Annotated in this window: 11 protein-coding genes; 6 read left to right on the forward strand and 5 right to left on the reverse strand. The window is 38.7% G+C overall.

Going from position 1 to position 13,941, the window contains the following annotated elements; all coding sequences use genetic code 11:
* The 3 genes from DNK85_RS12385 to DNK85_RS03450 form a co-directional block, all read left to right on the forward strand.
* Positions 1-144: transposase (locus DNK85_RS12385; RefSeq protein WP_208123128.1), on the forward strand; the 144-nt coding region annotated here is incomplete at its 5' end.
* The gene (locus tag DNK85_RS03445; RefSeq protein ID WP_119328186.1) at positions 125-1,117 is read left to right on the forward strand and encodes an ATP-binding protein; all 993 of its coding nucleotides are present in this window, start codon (positions 125-127) and stop codon (positions 1,115-1,117) included. The genes DNK85_RS12385 and DNK85_RS03445, both read left to right, overlap by 20 nt.
* 82 nt (positions 1,118-1,199) lie before the next feature.
* Positions 1,200-2,150, forward strand: coding sequence for a ligand-gated ion channel (locus DNK85_RS03450; RefSeq protein ID WP_162896504.1), 951 nt, complete (start codon positions 1,200-1,202; stop codon positions 2,148-2,150).
* A gap of 128 nt (positions 2,151-2,278) precedes the next feature.
* On the opposite strand, the gene tadA is transcribed toward DNK85_RS03450, so the two are convergent.
* Entirely contained in the window at positions 2,279-2,755 is a 477-nt protein-coding gene (gene tadA / locus DNK85_RS03455) for a tRNA adenosine(34) deaminase TadA (RefSeq protein WP_119328292.1), read from the reverse strand.
* A gap of 83 nt (positions 2,756-2,838) precedes the next feature.
* Between tadA and DNK85_RS03460 the strand changes: the two genes are divergently transcribed.
* The 3 genes from DNK85_RS03460 to DNK85_RS03470 all read left to right on the forward strand — a co-directional run bounded on the left by DNK85_RS03460 (position 2,839) and on the right by DNK85_RS03470 (position 9,251).
* Positions 2,839-4,626 (forward strand): autotransporter assembly complex protein TamA, encoded by a 1,788-nt coding sequence (locus DNK85_RS03460; RefSeq protein WP_162896505.1) that lies wholly within the window; start codon positions 2,839-2,841, stop codon positions 4,624-4,626.
* On the forward strand, positions 4,623-7,901 hold the full coding sequence (locus DNK85_RS03465; RefSeq protein ID WP_119328189.1) for a translocation/assembly module TamB domain-containing protein: 3,279 nt from the start codon (positions 4,623-4,625) through the stop codon (positions 7,899-7,901). The genes DNK85_RS03460 and DNK85_RS03465 overlap by 4 nt, the downstream gene beginning before the upstream one ends.
* Positions 7,902-7,970: 69 nt before the next feature.
* Complete coding sequence (locus DNK85_RS03470; protein WP_119328190.1) at positions 7,971-9,251, forward strand: DEAD/DEAH box helicase; 1,281 nt, start codon at positions 7,971-7,973, stop codon at positions 9,249-9,251.
* On the opposite strand, the gene leuB is transcribed toward DNK85_RS03470, so the two are convergent.
* The 4 genes from leuB to DNK85_RS03490 are packed head-to-tail and all read right to left on the reverse strand — an operon-like array spanning position 9,233 to position 13,938.
* Positions 9,233-10,327 (reverse strand): 3-isopropylmalate dehydrogenase, encoded by a 1,095-nt coding sequence (gene leuB, locus DNK85_RS03475; RefSeq protein WP_119328191.1) that lies wholly within the window; start codon positions 10,325-10,327, stop codon positions 9,233-9,235. The genes DNK85_RS03470 and leuB overlap by 19 nt on opposite strands.
* Positions 10,324-10,887, reverse strand: coding sequence for a 3-isopropylmalate dehydratase small subunit (leuD, locus tag DNK85_RS03480; RefSeq protein ID WP_119328192.1), 564 nt, complete (start codon positions 10,885-10,887; stop codon positions 10,324-10,326). Before leuD ends, leuB begins: the two co-directional genes overlap by 4 nt.
* Positions 10,884-12,302: a 3-isopropylmalate dehydratase large subunit gene (gene leuC, locus DNK85_RS03485; RefSeq protein WP_119328193.1), complete on the reverse strand. Its 1,419-nt coding sequence runs from the start codon at positions 12,300-12,302 to the stop codon at positions 10,884-10,886. Before leuC ends, leuD begins: the two co-directional genes overlap by 4 nt.
* The gene (locus DNK85_RS03490) at positions 12,295-13,938 is read right to left on the reverse strand and encodes a LeuA family protein (protein WP_119328194.1); all 1,644 of its coding nucleotides are present in this window, start codon (positions 13,936-13,938) and stop codon (positions 12,295-12,297) included. The genes leuC and DNK85_RS03490 overlap by 8 nt, the downstream gene beginning before the upstream one ends.
* Between the last annotated feature and the right edge of the window lie 3 nt (positions 13,939-13,941).

Raw genomic sequence — 13,941 nt, forward strand, 5'->3', positions numbered from 1 at the left:
CATCAAGCATTATTTCTACCGCCATACTCACCTGATTTTAATCCCATTGAGCAAGATTTTGCAATTATGAAAAAGAAAATGATATATGGAGAATATACAGCCTTAGAAGAATTGATTAAGCAGTATGGAAATATTTTGGAATGACTATAAACAATGGATTGTTATTGATGAGATTCAGAAGATTCCTGCCTTATTAGATGAAGTGCACCGCCTAATTGAAGGACGTAAATTACGATTCATTTTAACAGGCTCTAGCGCTCGCAAGCTCAAAAGAAGTGGGGTTAACCTACTTGCAGGGCGCGCGCTAATTAAACATATGCATCCGGTCACCGCCATTGAACAGATCGATCACTTTGATATTGCTAAATCTTTACATACAGGTCATTTACCAACTGCATTACTTACATCACAACCTGATGAATATTTAAAAAGTTATGTAGCAACTTACCTTAAAGAGGAAGTATTACATGAGAGTTTAACTAGAAACATTTCCTTATTTGCCCGCTTTTTAGAAACGGCGAGTTTTTCACAAGGCGAAACACTCAACTATACCGAAATTGCTAGAGAAATTGGTAGCTCAAGACATACAATCGAGAATTTTTTTACTATTTTAGAAGATCTGCTTATTTCAGTTCGATTACCTGTTTTTACAAAAAGGGCTAAGCGCGATGTTGTAATGGCACCTAAATTTTATTTTTTTGACGTTGGTGTGTACAGAGCAATACGCCCTTTAGGAGTGCTTGATTCACCAGAGGAAATTGATGGCGCTGCACTTGAGACGCTTTGTTTGCAAGAATTCAGAGCCTGCAATGACTACTATAATCTAGGGTATCAGTTTTATTATTGGCGAACACGTACTCAGCAAGAAGTAGATTTTATTTTATACGGTGAACATGGCTTGATTGCCATTGAAGTTAAACGCAAAAAGAAAATTAGTCGTAAGGATCTCAAAGGATTGATGACCTTCAAAAGTGACTACCCGATGGCAAGCTGCTATCTACTCTATGGTGGTAATGAAAAGCAAACATTAGATGATGTTACTTTGATGCCTGTATCGCGTGCACTGCAGGAGCTTAATCTATTCTTGAAGTCCCCAGCGGATTATGCACATAGTTAACAAACACCATTAGAAGCCAATATTATTTTTTAAAATTTTTAAACTATACTTTTGTCATGCATTGAAAGTTGATGGATCAATTATGATAAGGTTATTGATAATCTTCTTAAGTTTTTTGTTTTGTATGCAGGCTAACTTTGCCAGTGATAAAACACTAAAATCACCAGACAAAGTAACTGTTGGCGCTTATATCACGCATGTTTACAATATTGATTTGCAGAAAAAAACGGTTTCCGCAATTTTCTGGTTATGGTTTATTTATCCTGACCAACTGGTCATCGAAAACAATGAGTTTGATATTATCAATGCTGAGAGATTCTCAGTGTTATATCAAAATACACAAAAGCTAACTAATAACCAAACTCTTAAGCAGTATAAAATCCGCGCCACTTTATCACAAAGTTGGAGTTTTGAAAATTTCCCTTTTAGTACCAAATCACTGACGATCATCATTGAAGATGCTGATTTTAATGCACAAAAGGTTATATTTAGTACTGATGACATTCACTCTGACGTTGATCATGATATGCCATTAAGCGGTTGGCGCTTAGGGGCTGATCACTGGGAAACGTATATTCATCATTATGATACTAACTTTGGTAACCCTAACAACCCTAATAATACGACCTACGCCAGAGCAATTTACTCCGTTGAAATAACTCATACTAATATTCGCATGTTTATTCATATTTTTGGGATGTTATATTTAGCATGTATTTTAATTTTGGGCATGTTCTTTATCCCAATTAAAGATATCAAAAGCCGTTTGGCACTTAATTCTGCGGCAATTTTCGCCGTGGTCGGGAGTAAAATTTCCACCGACTCGATATTGCCACCATCCAATACGATTAACCTCATTGATAAAATTCAACTAAGTGTTCTTGTGTTTATGGTGATTACACTAATTACCGTTGTGCTTAATTATTATCTCTGTGATAAACACATCAAACTGGCACGTATTGTCAATATTGTTTTTGCCATATTAACGGTATTGATGATTGCGCTAAGTAATTTATTTTTTATACTTAGCTAGCTTAAGCTATGATTCATGATGAAAAGTAAGTTGCAGCAGCAATTATTCTCCCTTTGAACGAGAGGCCGTGTAGCTTACGCTGCGCGGGATGAGAAAAAATAATGGAAAATTAACTTAATTTTTATTCACTACTTATTATATTTTTTCTGCAAACGCCGCTGCTTAAAAAATGCTTTGAGTATATCACTGGCCTTAGAAGCCAATACTCCACCCTCTACATTCAAATAATGGTTTAAAAATGGCAACGTATAAAAGCTTGCTTTTGAGCAGATAACGCCAGCTTTAGGCTCTTTGGTGCCAAAGTAAAGCGTTCTGATACGCGCATGCACCATCGCACCTAAACACATCATACATGGCTCTAAGGTGACATACAGGTCACACTCTGGTAACCGATAATTTTGTATGACTTGTGCGGCTTGACGTAATGCAACCATCTCAGCATGCGCCGTTGGATCATTGTTCATAATCATTTGATTGAAGCCCTGTCCGATAATTTTATTATTTCTGACGATAACTGCACCAACGGGTACCTCATTGTGCACTTGTGCTTTTTCAGCTTCTAACAGTGCATACGCCATCCATTGTTCCTTAGTATTCAATGACATATTTAGTTTATTTATCTATACCTCAAGTTAGCTTATACTATACTACACTTTATCCACAACGTAACATGCAGAGCAATATTAAAATGTTAAGGAAGACGATCCTTTGTATCTTTTTTATATTTAGCCTTAGCCTTTTATATGCTGCTGACGACAAAACAAGTAATCGGAAATCTCCTACACTAGACATTGTGATCAATGGTATTGATGACAATAAAATCAAATCGAGCATACTTGATAATATCAGCTTATCTCGATTCAAAGATTTTGCGGTCTCTCATCCCAATCAAATGCAACTTTTGCTTAAAAAAAGTGATGATGAAATCAAAATGTTACTTGAACCCTATGGCTACTATAAACCCGTTATTACCACAGATTTTAGTGTAAAAGGTGACCAGTGGATTGCTATCTTTAATGTCAAACTCAATGAGCCACTACGTATTAACAAGCTTACTGTCACTATTAATGGACAAGGCCAACACACTAAGATTGCTAATAAAACTCTAAATAACTTACCACTCAAGCAAGGTGATATTTTAACGCAAGCGGCCTATGAAAAATCTAAAGCATTACTAACTGATAGTTTTTTTAACGCCGGCTACCTAGATAGCACGCTGGCTAAACACGAAATTCGTATTAATATGCTTAAATACACTGCTGAAGTTACTCTAAGTGTTAATACTGGTGAACGTTATAAAATCGGTACTATTAATATCAAGCAAAAGCGCTATGATTATGCCAGGCACTTTATCAATGACATTATCAAAGTCAATGTAGGTGATGCCATGTCACAAAAAAAAATCACCAAAGCCAACAAGCGTTTGCAAGATAGTGGTTATTTTAGTGCTGCACAGTTTGTACCTAAAATCTCTAAGCGTGATAAAACCAATAAGACCGTCCCAGTGGATTTAAATCTCACGGCGGGGTACGCTCGCACTTATACCTTTGGGGTGGGTTATGGCACATTTACAGGTCCTAGAGTAAGTTTTGGTACACTTTTTCGTCATGTTACCGATACAGGACAGCAGTTTTCTTTTAATGTCTCGGCATCACCAGCCAATAGCACCTTTAACACAAGCTATATTTTCCCAGGAAAAGACCCACTACATGATAACTGGAGTCTCATTGCCGAACAAAGCTATATCGAAACAGATACTTATAATGAACGCCAAACCAACTTTGGCATTGCCCGCACCCATAAATATGGGAACTGGAAAACCACGCTTAGTTTGCAGCAGTATCTTACTAATTATGACACTGTTGCTAACACAAATAACACCAATGGTAAATATCTCGTACCAGCCCTAACACTCCTGTATGACGGCAGTTGGCAAAATGGCTTCTGGCGTCAAGGATTAGTGTGGAATGAGCTGTTGCAAGCCTCAATCAAATCCCCACTATCTGATCAAGATTTCATTCGCAATAATATGAGCCTTTACTATTCCTTACCAATTAACCCTGAGTGGAATCGCTTATTGTTTGGAGCCAACTGGGGGTTTATTACCATTGATAACATTCAAAATATCGCCCCCAATTTCCGTTTCTATGCCGGTGGCGTAAGCAACCTTCTGGGTTATTCTTTTTTAAGCCAAGGCCCTAGTGTTAATGGCAATGTCACCGGTGGACGCTATCTTGCCACGGGTCTTGCTGGCATTGAACAGCGCATTTATGGTAATTTCAGCTCGATGCTTTACTACAACCTCGGTAATGCTGCAAATAAGCCTAATTTTAGTGATGTTAAAATTTTACGTGCTGCAGGCATTGGGCTTAGCTACAAAACGCCACTGGGACCTTTTATGGTATTTTTCACACGCACATTAAATCACAACGATGAACACTGGCGTTTTGATTTAAGTATCGGGATAAGCCTATGATAAAGCTACGCAAAACCGTCAAATGGTGTTTAATCACACTTTTAAGCCTCTTATTGATTATTGCGTTAGCACTTGGGTTTTTATTGTTTACCACGCCGGGATTGCAAATAACACAAAAAGTCACCAACCATTTTTTACAACCATTTGGCATTCGCCTTAAAGGCAATATCTCAGGTCGTATCAATCAACTTAAACTAGATGAACTTGATATCAAAAATGACACTGTTGACATTCGTTTAAATAAAATTGAGCTATCTTTATCATTATGGTCTTTGATAAGCGACCAAACCCTTGATGTCAAGCGCTTATCTTTGAATAAAGTCTACGTCGATGTAAACACACATTCAACAGACGAAAACAACGATAATCCAACTTATGAAGATAGTGGCTCCTTTAGCATGCCGCTTGATCTATATGCTAAAAATATCCATATTACCAATGTACAGTACTTGATGAACAAACAGTTAATCGTAGATGCCGCCGATTTCAACGCAGATGGCGTCAACTTAGTACATGATAAACTTGCGCTTAATAAAGTCGCTGCCAATGTTCCCGCTTACGCAACCAGTACAACAGTGAACAGTGGTTATATTATATTAAACTCACCTTTTAAGACACATTTAAAAGTTTCGTTAAATGCCCAACAAAGTGGCACTAATATTACAAGCACACAGACACAGATCATCGGTGATTTTGCAGGTAAATTTAGCATTGCCAGCGATGGTATTATTCATTATAAAACAAGGCCCTATCCTTATTCACTTATTTCAAGCTTTGATCAAGGAATAATTGTCAACCAGCTTAAACTTGATCATCTGGCTGTGATTAATAATACATTGTTACTTAATGATCAACTGGATTGGTCAGTTAAACTTGCCTCGTTAAACCCCGCTGTGCCACTTAAATTTAATATCGGTGGCACACTTAAGACAACAGATCATGACCTTAAAGTGAAAACCAGCTTTTGTGATATTTTCAGCACAAACACTCACCTACATTGCTATGGCAGTTTATCCAGCAGCAATGATACTTTTCAGTTAAATCAATTTAAGTTGGTTAACCCACAAAATGATGATCTCATACAAATCAAACTCACCCAATCCAAGCAAAATATTCAAGCGAATTGGAAGGTTTTTATTAATACGCTTAGCAACTACCCTGTTAACATCAGTGGCAAAGTCTACTCACGGGGAAAAATTGATGTTGATAACAGGACAGCTAAGTCATTGAAACTAACACTGGATGTCCATGATTTTCTCTATAAGCAATTTGATCTCTCCAAACTTATTCTTGCTGTTGATCAGCATGCATTAACACTCAATGTCGACTCCAATCAAATGTCAACACTAATTAAAATGCAATTACAAAATTTATCACTCTCGCAAATTACGGCAAAACTTGAAACCTTAAACTTTACCAGCAAAACCTTTAAACAAAATTGGCATCTGACGAAAGCAGTTGATTTGGCACTTAGCCCTGATAAAAGTAGCATCAGTAATCTCTGTCTTCTGGCATCCAATGATAACCATTTTTGCATTAATGCAGAGGTTGCACCTAATAACATTCATATTCAAACGGCAGGCGAGTTGACTCCTGCACAATTTATCCCTAATCTACCGTATGGTGGCGATAGCTTTGCTTTAAGCTTCAAAGGTGATTATTTACAAGTACCTAACAGTGATCCCAAGGCAAATTTCAGTCTCTCAGGGCATGGCTTTTTCTTTGCCAACAATACCTCTTGGTTTAAACAGCTACAACAAATCATGCCCATGCATCAGCTTTCTTACACCACCACTATCAATACTAAGCTTACACTTCAAGATCAAAAGTTGATATTAAAAAGCAATATTTCTTTCCCACAAAACGCCCTAGAGCTTAAGCTTAATAGTCATAACTTTGATTTGTATAATCTAAGCAATGCAAAATTAAATGGCGCAATTTATCTGTCATCAACACGCCTTAATTGGATTAGTAATTTTATCCCACAGTTCCCAACGCTAATTAATAAAGGAGATTTACACAGTCACTTACAAATCACCAATACTCTATTTGACCCACATGTTACTGGTAATATCATACTTAAAAACACTCAGATTGAGCTGTTACCACTGAACACTACTTTAGATGACATTAATGCAAATATCTTTGTTAGCAATCCACTTAATGCCAAGATTAATCTCACCGCGAATATCCAAAAATCGCCATTAACTGTGACAGGGTTTGCCAATCTGCACGGTGCAACAGCAAACACCAATATCAACATTAATGGTAAGAAGCTATTAGTGCTAAACACACCTGATATGGAGGTGACCGTAAGCCCCACTTTAAGTTTCAATCAAAACAATGGTAGCAGTAAGTTAAGCGGTAATATATTTATCAATAAACTGATTGTTAATCTTGCTGATATGAAAAGCAGTAGCCTACAAAATACTATTCAAAATGACGTTGTCTATGTCAACAATAATAATCAAGCAATACAAACACAAAAAAGCACACCTTTTAACATGAATCTCAATATCGATATGGGGAAAAACGCCCATATTTCAGGCCTTGGACTTGATACCAACATTCAAGGCAAACTAAATATCATTAGCCAACCTAATCAGCCAATGCTGGGTATTGGAACACTTCAACCGGTCAATGGGGTATTTAATGCCTATGGCAAAAGCTTTACTGTTGCCCCCAAATCAACTATTCAATTTAACAACTCCCCTGTTGATAACCCGATGTTAGCAATCACTACCTTCTATAATATTCCGACTTCCGTAAAGCTCACACAGGCTAATGCTCCAGATACGATTGGTATTGAAATTACCGGCATGGCAAATAATCCAAAAATCCAACTGTTCTCTGATCCAAGCATGTCACAAACAGATATTCTCTCTTACATCTTATTTGGTCAAGTTTTAAGTAACACCAACAGTAGTCAAGCATCTTCAGATGCATTATCACAAGCGGCTCTTCTAATTGCTCTTAACGAAGGAGGAAGTAGTGTGATTGATGAGCTCAAAGATAAACTATCCCTTGCCGAATTTTCACTTGGTAATTTAAACAATACTACAAACAACACAACTACTGAACAGAATAATACGGCAGTTTTTATTGGCAAGCAGATCACCCCCAGACTTTATCTAAGTTATGGTGTTGGTGTATTTACAGGTGAGCAGCAAGGCATTGCAACCTTCTCGCTTACTCCACAATGGAAACTCAAAGGTGAAGTTACCAGTTTTGATCGAGGTGGGGATATTCTGTATCAAACACATTCTGAAAATTAAAAAATAACTATCCATTCTGGATCAATGTGTCTATGCTTAGCACAAAGTATTCAATATTTATAAATATCAATGTCATTCTCATCATTAAACTTAAGCACTTCCATCTTAAATGCACTGACTGAACAAGGCTATAAAGAGCCATCTGCCATTCAACAAAAAGCCATTCCAGCGGTTTTAAGTGGGCGTGATGTCCTTGCTGCGGCACAAACTGGTACTGGAAAAACAGCAGCCTTTACCCTACCAATTCTTGAGATTTTATCACAAGGTGCCAAAGCCCCTGCCAATCAAACACATGCACTTATTCTCACACCAACACGTGAACTTGCAGCACAAATAGAGACCAATATAAAGGCCTATAGTGCCCACTTGCATTTACACTCTTGTGTTGTCTTTGGTGGTGTTAAAATCAACCCACAAATGATGCAATTACGCAAGGGTACTGATATTTTGGTGGCAACGCCTGGACGACTATTGGATTTATATGAGCAAAAAGCCATTGGCTTTGATCGTTTAAAGTTTTTGGTACTTGATGAAGCCGATCGTATGCTTGATATGGGCTTTATTCATACCATTAGGAAAATTCTAACGCTTCTACCGAAAAAGCGTCAAAACTTAATGTTCTCAGCGACTTTTAGTCCTGAGATCCGAGAACTAGCAAAATCTATTGTCCATAATCCTTTGGAGATTTCAGTAACCCCGCCCAATCAAGCTGCACCCAAAGTAAAACATTGGATTGCACCTGTTGATAAAAAGCAAAAAATTCATTTACTCATACAACTCATCAAAACCAAGAACTGGACACAAGTATTGGTTTTTTCCCGCACTAAACATGGTGCTAATCACCTTGTTGGCAAATTGGAAAAAGCGAATATCAAAAGTGCCGCGATTCACGGCAACAAAAGTCAAGGTGCACGCACCAAGGCATTAAATGATTTTAAAAACAATGAAATACAAGTGTTAGTAGCAACAGATATCGCCGCACGGGGTTTGGATATCAATCAATTGCCTTGTGTGATCAACTTTAATCTACCTAATGTACCTGAGGATTACATACATCGCATTGGCCGCACAGGCCGCGCGGGAGCTACAGGAGAGGCAATTTCTTTGGTCAGTGCGGATGAATTTCCGCAATTAGCTGATATTGAAAAACTCTTAAAAAGATCACTAGAGCGCGTCATTATTGATGGCTTTGACCCGGTACACAGCCTACCACAATCGAACCCACATAATTATAAAACGATCAAAAAAGTAACACCCAAGAAACCTAAAATTGAACATCGCGACGGACAAAAGCCTAAACGTCACCCTAAAGGCAATCGTCAAAAACAAAATCATGCTGGCAATAAATGATCAACTGCTGTGACGATCTTTTGTGTGATCTCCTTACTACCAATACTACTAGCACCATTAGCAATATCCACCGTTCTAAACCCTTGTGCTAATACCTCATTAATTGCCTGATCAATCGCTGATGCCTCCTCATGCATGGCAAATGAATAGGATAGCATTAATGCTGCTGATAGAATCTGTGCGATTGGATTAGCAATATCTTTGCCGATAATATCAAAGGCTGAACCGCCTGCTGGTTCATATAACCCAAAACCTTCTTTATTTAAGCTAATCGATGGTACAAGTCCTAAAGACCCAGGTAATACAGATGCCAAATCCGATAATATATCACCAAATAAGTTGCTCGTTACAATTACATCAAATTGTCCAGGGTTCAACACTAATTGCATTGCTGCATTATCAACATACATATGATTTAGGATAACATCAGGAAAATTTTGCGCCTCCTCATTGACGATATCACGCCACAGTCTTGAGGTATCCAATACATTGGCTTTATCAATAGATGTCAAGATTTTGCGTCTTTCACCAGCGCGCTTAAAGGCAGCTCTGACAATATGTCGAATCGTTTGTTCATCATACTCAGCAATATCCATAGCACAGCGAACACCCTCGTTATTAACAAAACGCTTATGCTCACCAAAATAAATATCCCCTGACAACTCACGAAAGATCTCGATATCAGCACCATTAGCAATACGTTCATTTTTAATCGGACTATTATCTTTCAAAGCTGTAAACATTTTAATTGGACGAATATTCACACCAAAATTAAAAGTCTTGCGCAAGGCTAAAATACTTTTCGCCTCACAACCTTGCCACTTAGGATCACTTTGCGCATCCACTGGCCCTCCAACTGAACCAAATAATATTGCATCTGAGGCTCTGCAGATATCAATCGTCTCTTTAGGGCAGTGTTCTGAATATACATCAAATGCCGCACCACCAACTAAAGCTTCCTTATAGGTAAATTCGTGGCTGTATTTTTTGGCTACTGCATTTAATACATCAAGTGCACATGCCATTACTTCAGAACCAATACCATCTCCTGCTAAAACTGCTATTGTTTTTTTCATGCCTGCTCCTCAAACCGACTAATTTCATGCTCTTTAGACAATAAATAGCCCATATCATCTTGACCTTGAAGCAGGCACTCTTTGCGAAAAGGATCATAGTCAAAGTGATAAGACGCTCCATCTGCAGTAATGGTTTGTGCTGCTAAATCAACCGTTATTGCAAGATCTTTACTTTGCGCTTTTTCACACCATTTCTCTAACAATTCGCCATCTAAAGCAATCAATAACAAACCATTTTTGGCAGAATTATTAAAAAAGATATCTGAAAAAGAAGGTGCTAAGATCACATCAATACCTGCTTGTTGCAATGCCCAAACAGCATGTTCTCTGGATGAGCCACAGCCGAAGTTATTACCACTGATAAGAATGCGTGCGCCTTTAAATCGTGACTGGTTAAATACAAAATCAGGATCAGCTGATTTTAGGCGGCTAAAAAGATGTTTGCCATAACCTTCAGTTGTTGTTTGAGTCAAGTATTGTGCTGGAATAATCATATCGGTATCAACATCACTTAGCCACATCGGAATTACGTTACTTGTTATCGTTTGAAATGCTTTCATACCAGTACTCCTTCTTCCTCTAACTGCGCCACACTACAAATTGCCCCTTTAATAGCGCTTGCTGCTACGGTTTGCGGTGAAGCTAAGTGGGTAATGCTGCCAGTCCCCTGACGACCAATAAAGTTGCGATTTGATGTGCTGATACAGCGCTGTCCTGCTGGTACTTTGTCATCATTCATCGCAAGACACATTGAGCACCCTGGCATTCTAAACTCGGCACCTGCTTCTATAAATATCTTATCCAAACCTTCAGCAATGGCTTGTGCACGTACCTGTTCAGAACCTGGTACGATATACATTGTTACTCCTTGTGCAATTTTACGCCCTTTTAATACATCTGCCGCAGCGCGCATGTCTTCAATGCGTCCATTGGTACAACTGCCGACAAATGCCCATTGAATAGCTTTGCCCAAAACTGCTTCATTTTCACTAAATTTTGTATAGCGATAAGCTTCCTGAGCTAGCTTTTGCTGATGTTTTGGAATACTTTCTAGGCTTGGAATCAACGCATTAATTGCTACGGCATGTTGAGGGTTAATCCCCCACGTGACCATTGCTTGTAAACCCTCGATATCAATCTCAATAACCTTGTCATAACTTGCATCTTTATCACTTTTTAAGGCATACCATTTACTAACCATAGTTTCCCAACGCTCAGCGTCAGGAGCATATTTTCGCCCTTTAAGATAATCAAACGTCGTCTCATCTGGTGCGATTAATCCTGCTCTTGCACCACATTCAATTGACATATTACACAAAGTCATACGCGCTTCCATCGATAATGCTTTTATGGCATCACCGGTATACTCAATTACATAGCCGCTTGCCCCTCCAATTCCAATCTCTGCAATAAGTTTCATCACAATATCTTTTGCCGTTGCATAGTTTGAGGGTTTGCCTTTGAAATGCACTTTCATTGTTTTAGGGCGATACTGCAAAATACAATTTGTCGCCATAACATGCCCAACTTCTGAGGTGCCAACGCCAAATGCTAATGCACCAAAAGCACCATGTGTTGAGGTATGCGAGTCACCACACACAATCGTGCTCCCCGGCCAAGTAAAGCCAAGCTCTGGTCCAATCACATGAACAATACCCTGATACTGACTTCCAAAGTCATATATTTCCACACCAAACTCTTTGGCATTTTTGCGTAAAGTTTCTACTTGTGCCTTGGCGATCGGGTCATGCATTTGTGTGCGATCAATCGGTGAAGTTGAAATACTATGATCTACGGTTGCCGCAATTGATTGTGGGTTACGCACTGGAATGTTTAGTTCACGCAATTTGTCAAATGCTTGTGCAGAGGTCACCTCATGCATCAACATCCGGTCAATATAAAAGATATCGGGGAAGCCTTTTTTTGACTCCACTACATGTTGATCCCAAATTTTATCAATGATATTTTTAGCCATGCGAAACCTCTTGCTGATTGGTTTGAATCGATATACTATGCCTCCGATAGTTGGTGTCAATATACATCTGATTGACCGCTTCGATAAATGCTTTTAGTGCTGAGATCTCAATATCATGATCTTTAGCAATTCCTTTGTAAGTATTGTGATTAGGTGCACTAATAATAATCGTTGCCTCTGAGCTTGAGCGCACTCCTGCCTCTGTTAAGGATTTCGCATAATAATCTTTGACCTCAATGCCTGGAATGTATTTATCCGTCGCACTTAACAGCGCCACAAGGGCTGAATTCTCACCGGCTAGCTCAATTGTTAAATTTTCTTGATCAAAGAATTGCCCCGTAATCGTTACCGAACTATTGTCTTCTGATTTACCATAAGTGATCTTACTTGCCTTAATTGGTGCGCGGATTTTCTTATAGGCACTTAGCAATTCAAGATCAGTAATTCCTTTGCGACGTTCTTGATACATATCTTTAATCTGCTGTGCGATTTTTGCCTTTTCATGCTCTTCGCAAACATAGCCAAAATCTTCGATAATTTTCTTTGCGTGATTACCACCAGATAAGGGTCCAAATACAAGAGAAATCTCACTGCCAATTGCCTTTGGGTCAAAAGGCTGGTACGCCAATGGGTCACTCAAAAGCGCATTAGTATGACCGCCTGAAGTATGTCGTGTTGCATTCAAGCCGACAATCGGTGAGTGTGGTTGTTTTGGTAACATTTTCTGTGCAATAAAGTCTGAAACTTCTTTCAAACCATTGATATTGATATCGGTGTAATAATGTGTATCTTGCTGCTGACCAAATGCATCAATAAACATCACACATTGCTCCAACGCAGCATTACCAGCACGCTCACCAACCCCATTAATACAAGTCTCAACTTGACGTGCTGGACCGTCAAAAACTGCATTCATTGAATTCTCCAAAGCCAAACCAAAATCATTGTGGCAATGTGCCGACCAGATAATGTCTTTATCAGGGAAGATTTCTTTGATAATATTCGCATGCTTTACCATATTGTTGACAAAATATTGATCACCTTCACGTTCACACGCCCCTCCTATCGTGTCAGGACAGTTAATAATGGTAGCGCCTGCTTTCACTGCAGATTTAAATAATTCCGTGACATAATCAAAACCATCTGCTAAACGCGAGTAACCTTCGCCAGTAAACTCAACCTCATAGCCTTGGTCGGCTGCGATTTTAACTAAATGATAGACTTCATCAATGTGCTTTTGTCTGTCGTTTTTTTTTCCTAAACTTGCTTTTGCCAAGTTAGGATCCACTGGGAAGTAAATATGAACACGTGCTTTACCAATGGCAACCGATGGTTTTAAAGCTTCCATCGTTTTTAAGATTTGAGCTTCTCTTAACTGACAAAGCCCAGCAATCACCATATTAGACTTGCGCTTTGCCATACGTTCAGAAATAGTGTGCACGATGTGAAAATCAAGCTGACTTGCTGAGGGAAATCCCGCCTCTAACACATCGACATTCAGCGCATGAGCATAATCAGCATAGGTGATATTATCTTCAAAACTCATTCCAGCACCTGGCGATTGCTGACCATCACGCAAGGTGGTGTCAAAAATATAAACCCGCTGCTTATGGGGTTGTTGGATCTGCTTATTCATGTT

It is taken from the genome of Cysteiniphilum halobium, from assembly GCF_003574425.1.
In the GTDB taxonomy this organism is placed as follows: Bacteria; Pseudomonadota; Gammaproteobacteria; order Francisellales; family Francisellaceae; genus Caedibacter; species Caedibacter halobius.

Bases quoted from the DNA above. Each gene is read 5' to 3' on its own strand.
- DNK85_RS03445 (WP_119328186.1), top strand. From the start codon at position 125: ATGGAAATATTTTGGAATGACTATAAACAATGGATTGTTATTGATGAG.
- DNK85_RS03450 (WP_162896504.1), top strand. From the start codon at position 1,200: ATGATAAGGTTATTGATAATCTTCTTAAGTTTTTTGTTTTGTATGCAG.
- tadA (WP_119328292.1), bottom strand. From the start codon at position 2,755: ATGTCATTGAATACTAAGGAACAATGGATGGCGTATGCACTGTTAGAA.
- DNK85_RS03460 (WP_162896505.1), top strand. From the start codon at position 2,839: ATGTTAAGGAAGACGATCCTTTGTATCTTTTTTATATTTAGCCTTAGC.
- DNK85_RS03465 (WP_119328189.1), top strand. From the start codon at position 4,623: ATGATAAAGCTACGCAAAACCGTCAAATGGTGTTTAATCACACTTTTA.
- DNK85_RS03470 (WP_119328190.1), top strand. From the start codon at position 7,971: ATGTCATTCTCATCATTAAACTTAAGCACTTCCATCTTAAATGCACTG.
- leuB (WP_119328191.1), bottom strand. From the start codon at position 10,327: ATGAAAAAAACAATAGCAGTTTTAGCAGGAGATGGTATTGGTTCTGAA.
- leuD (WP_119328192.1), bottom strand. From the start codon at position 10,887: ATGAAAGCATTTCAAACGATAACAAGTAACGTAATTCCGATGTGGCTA.
- leuC (WP_119328193.1), bottom strand. From the start codon at position 12,302: ATGGCTAAAAATATCATTGATAAAATTTGGGATCAACATGTAGTGGAG.
- DNK85_RS03490 (WP_119328194.1), bottom strand. From the start codon at position 13,938: ATGAATAAGCAGATCCAACAACCCCATAAGCAGCGGGTTTATATTTTT.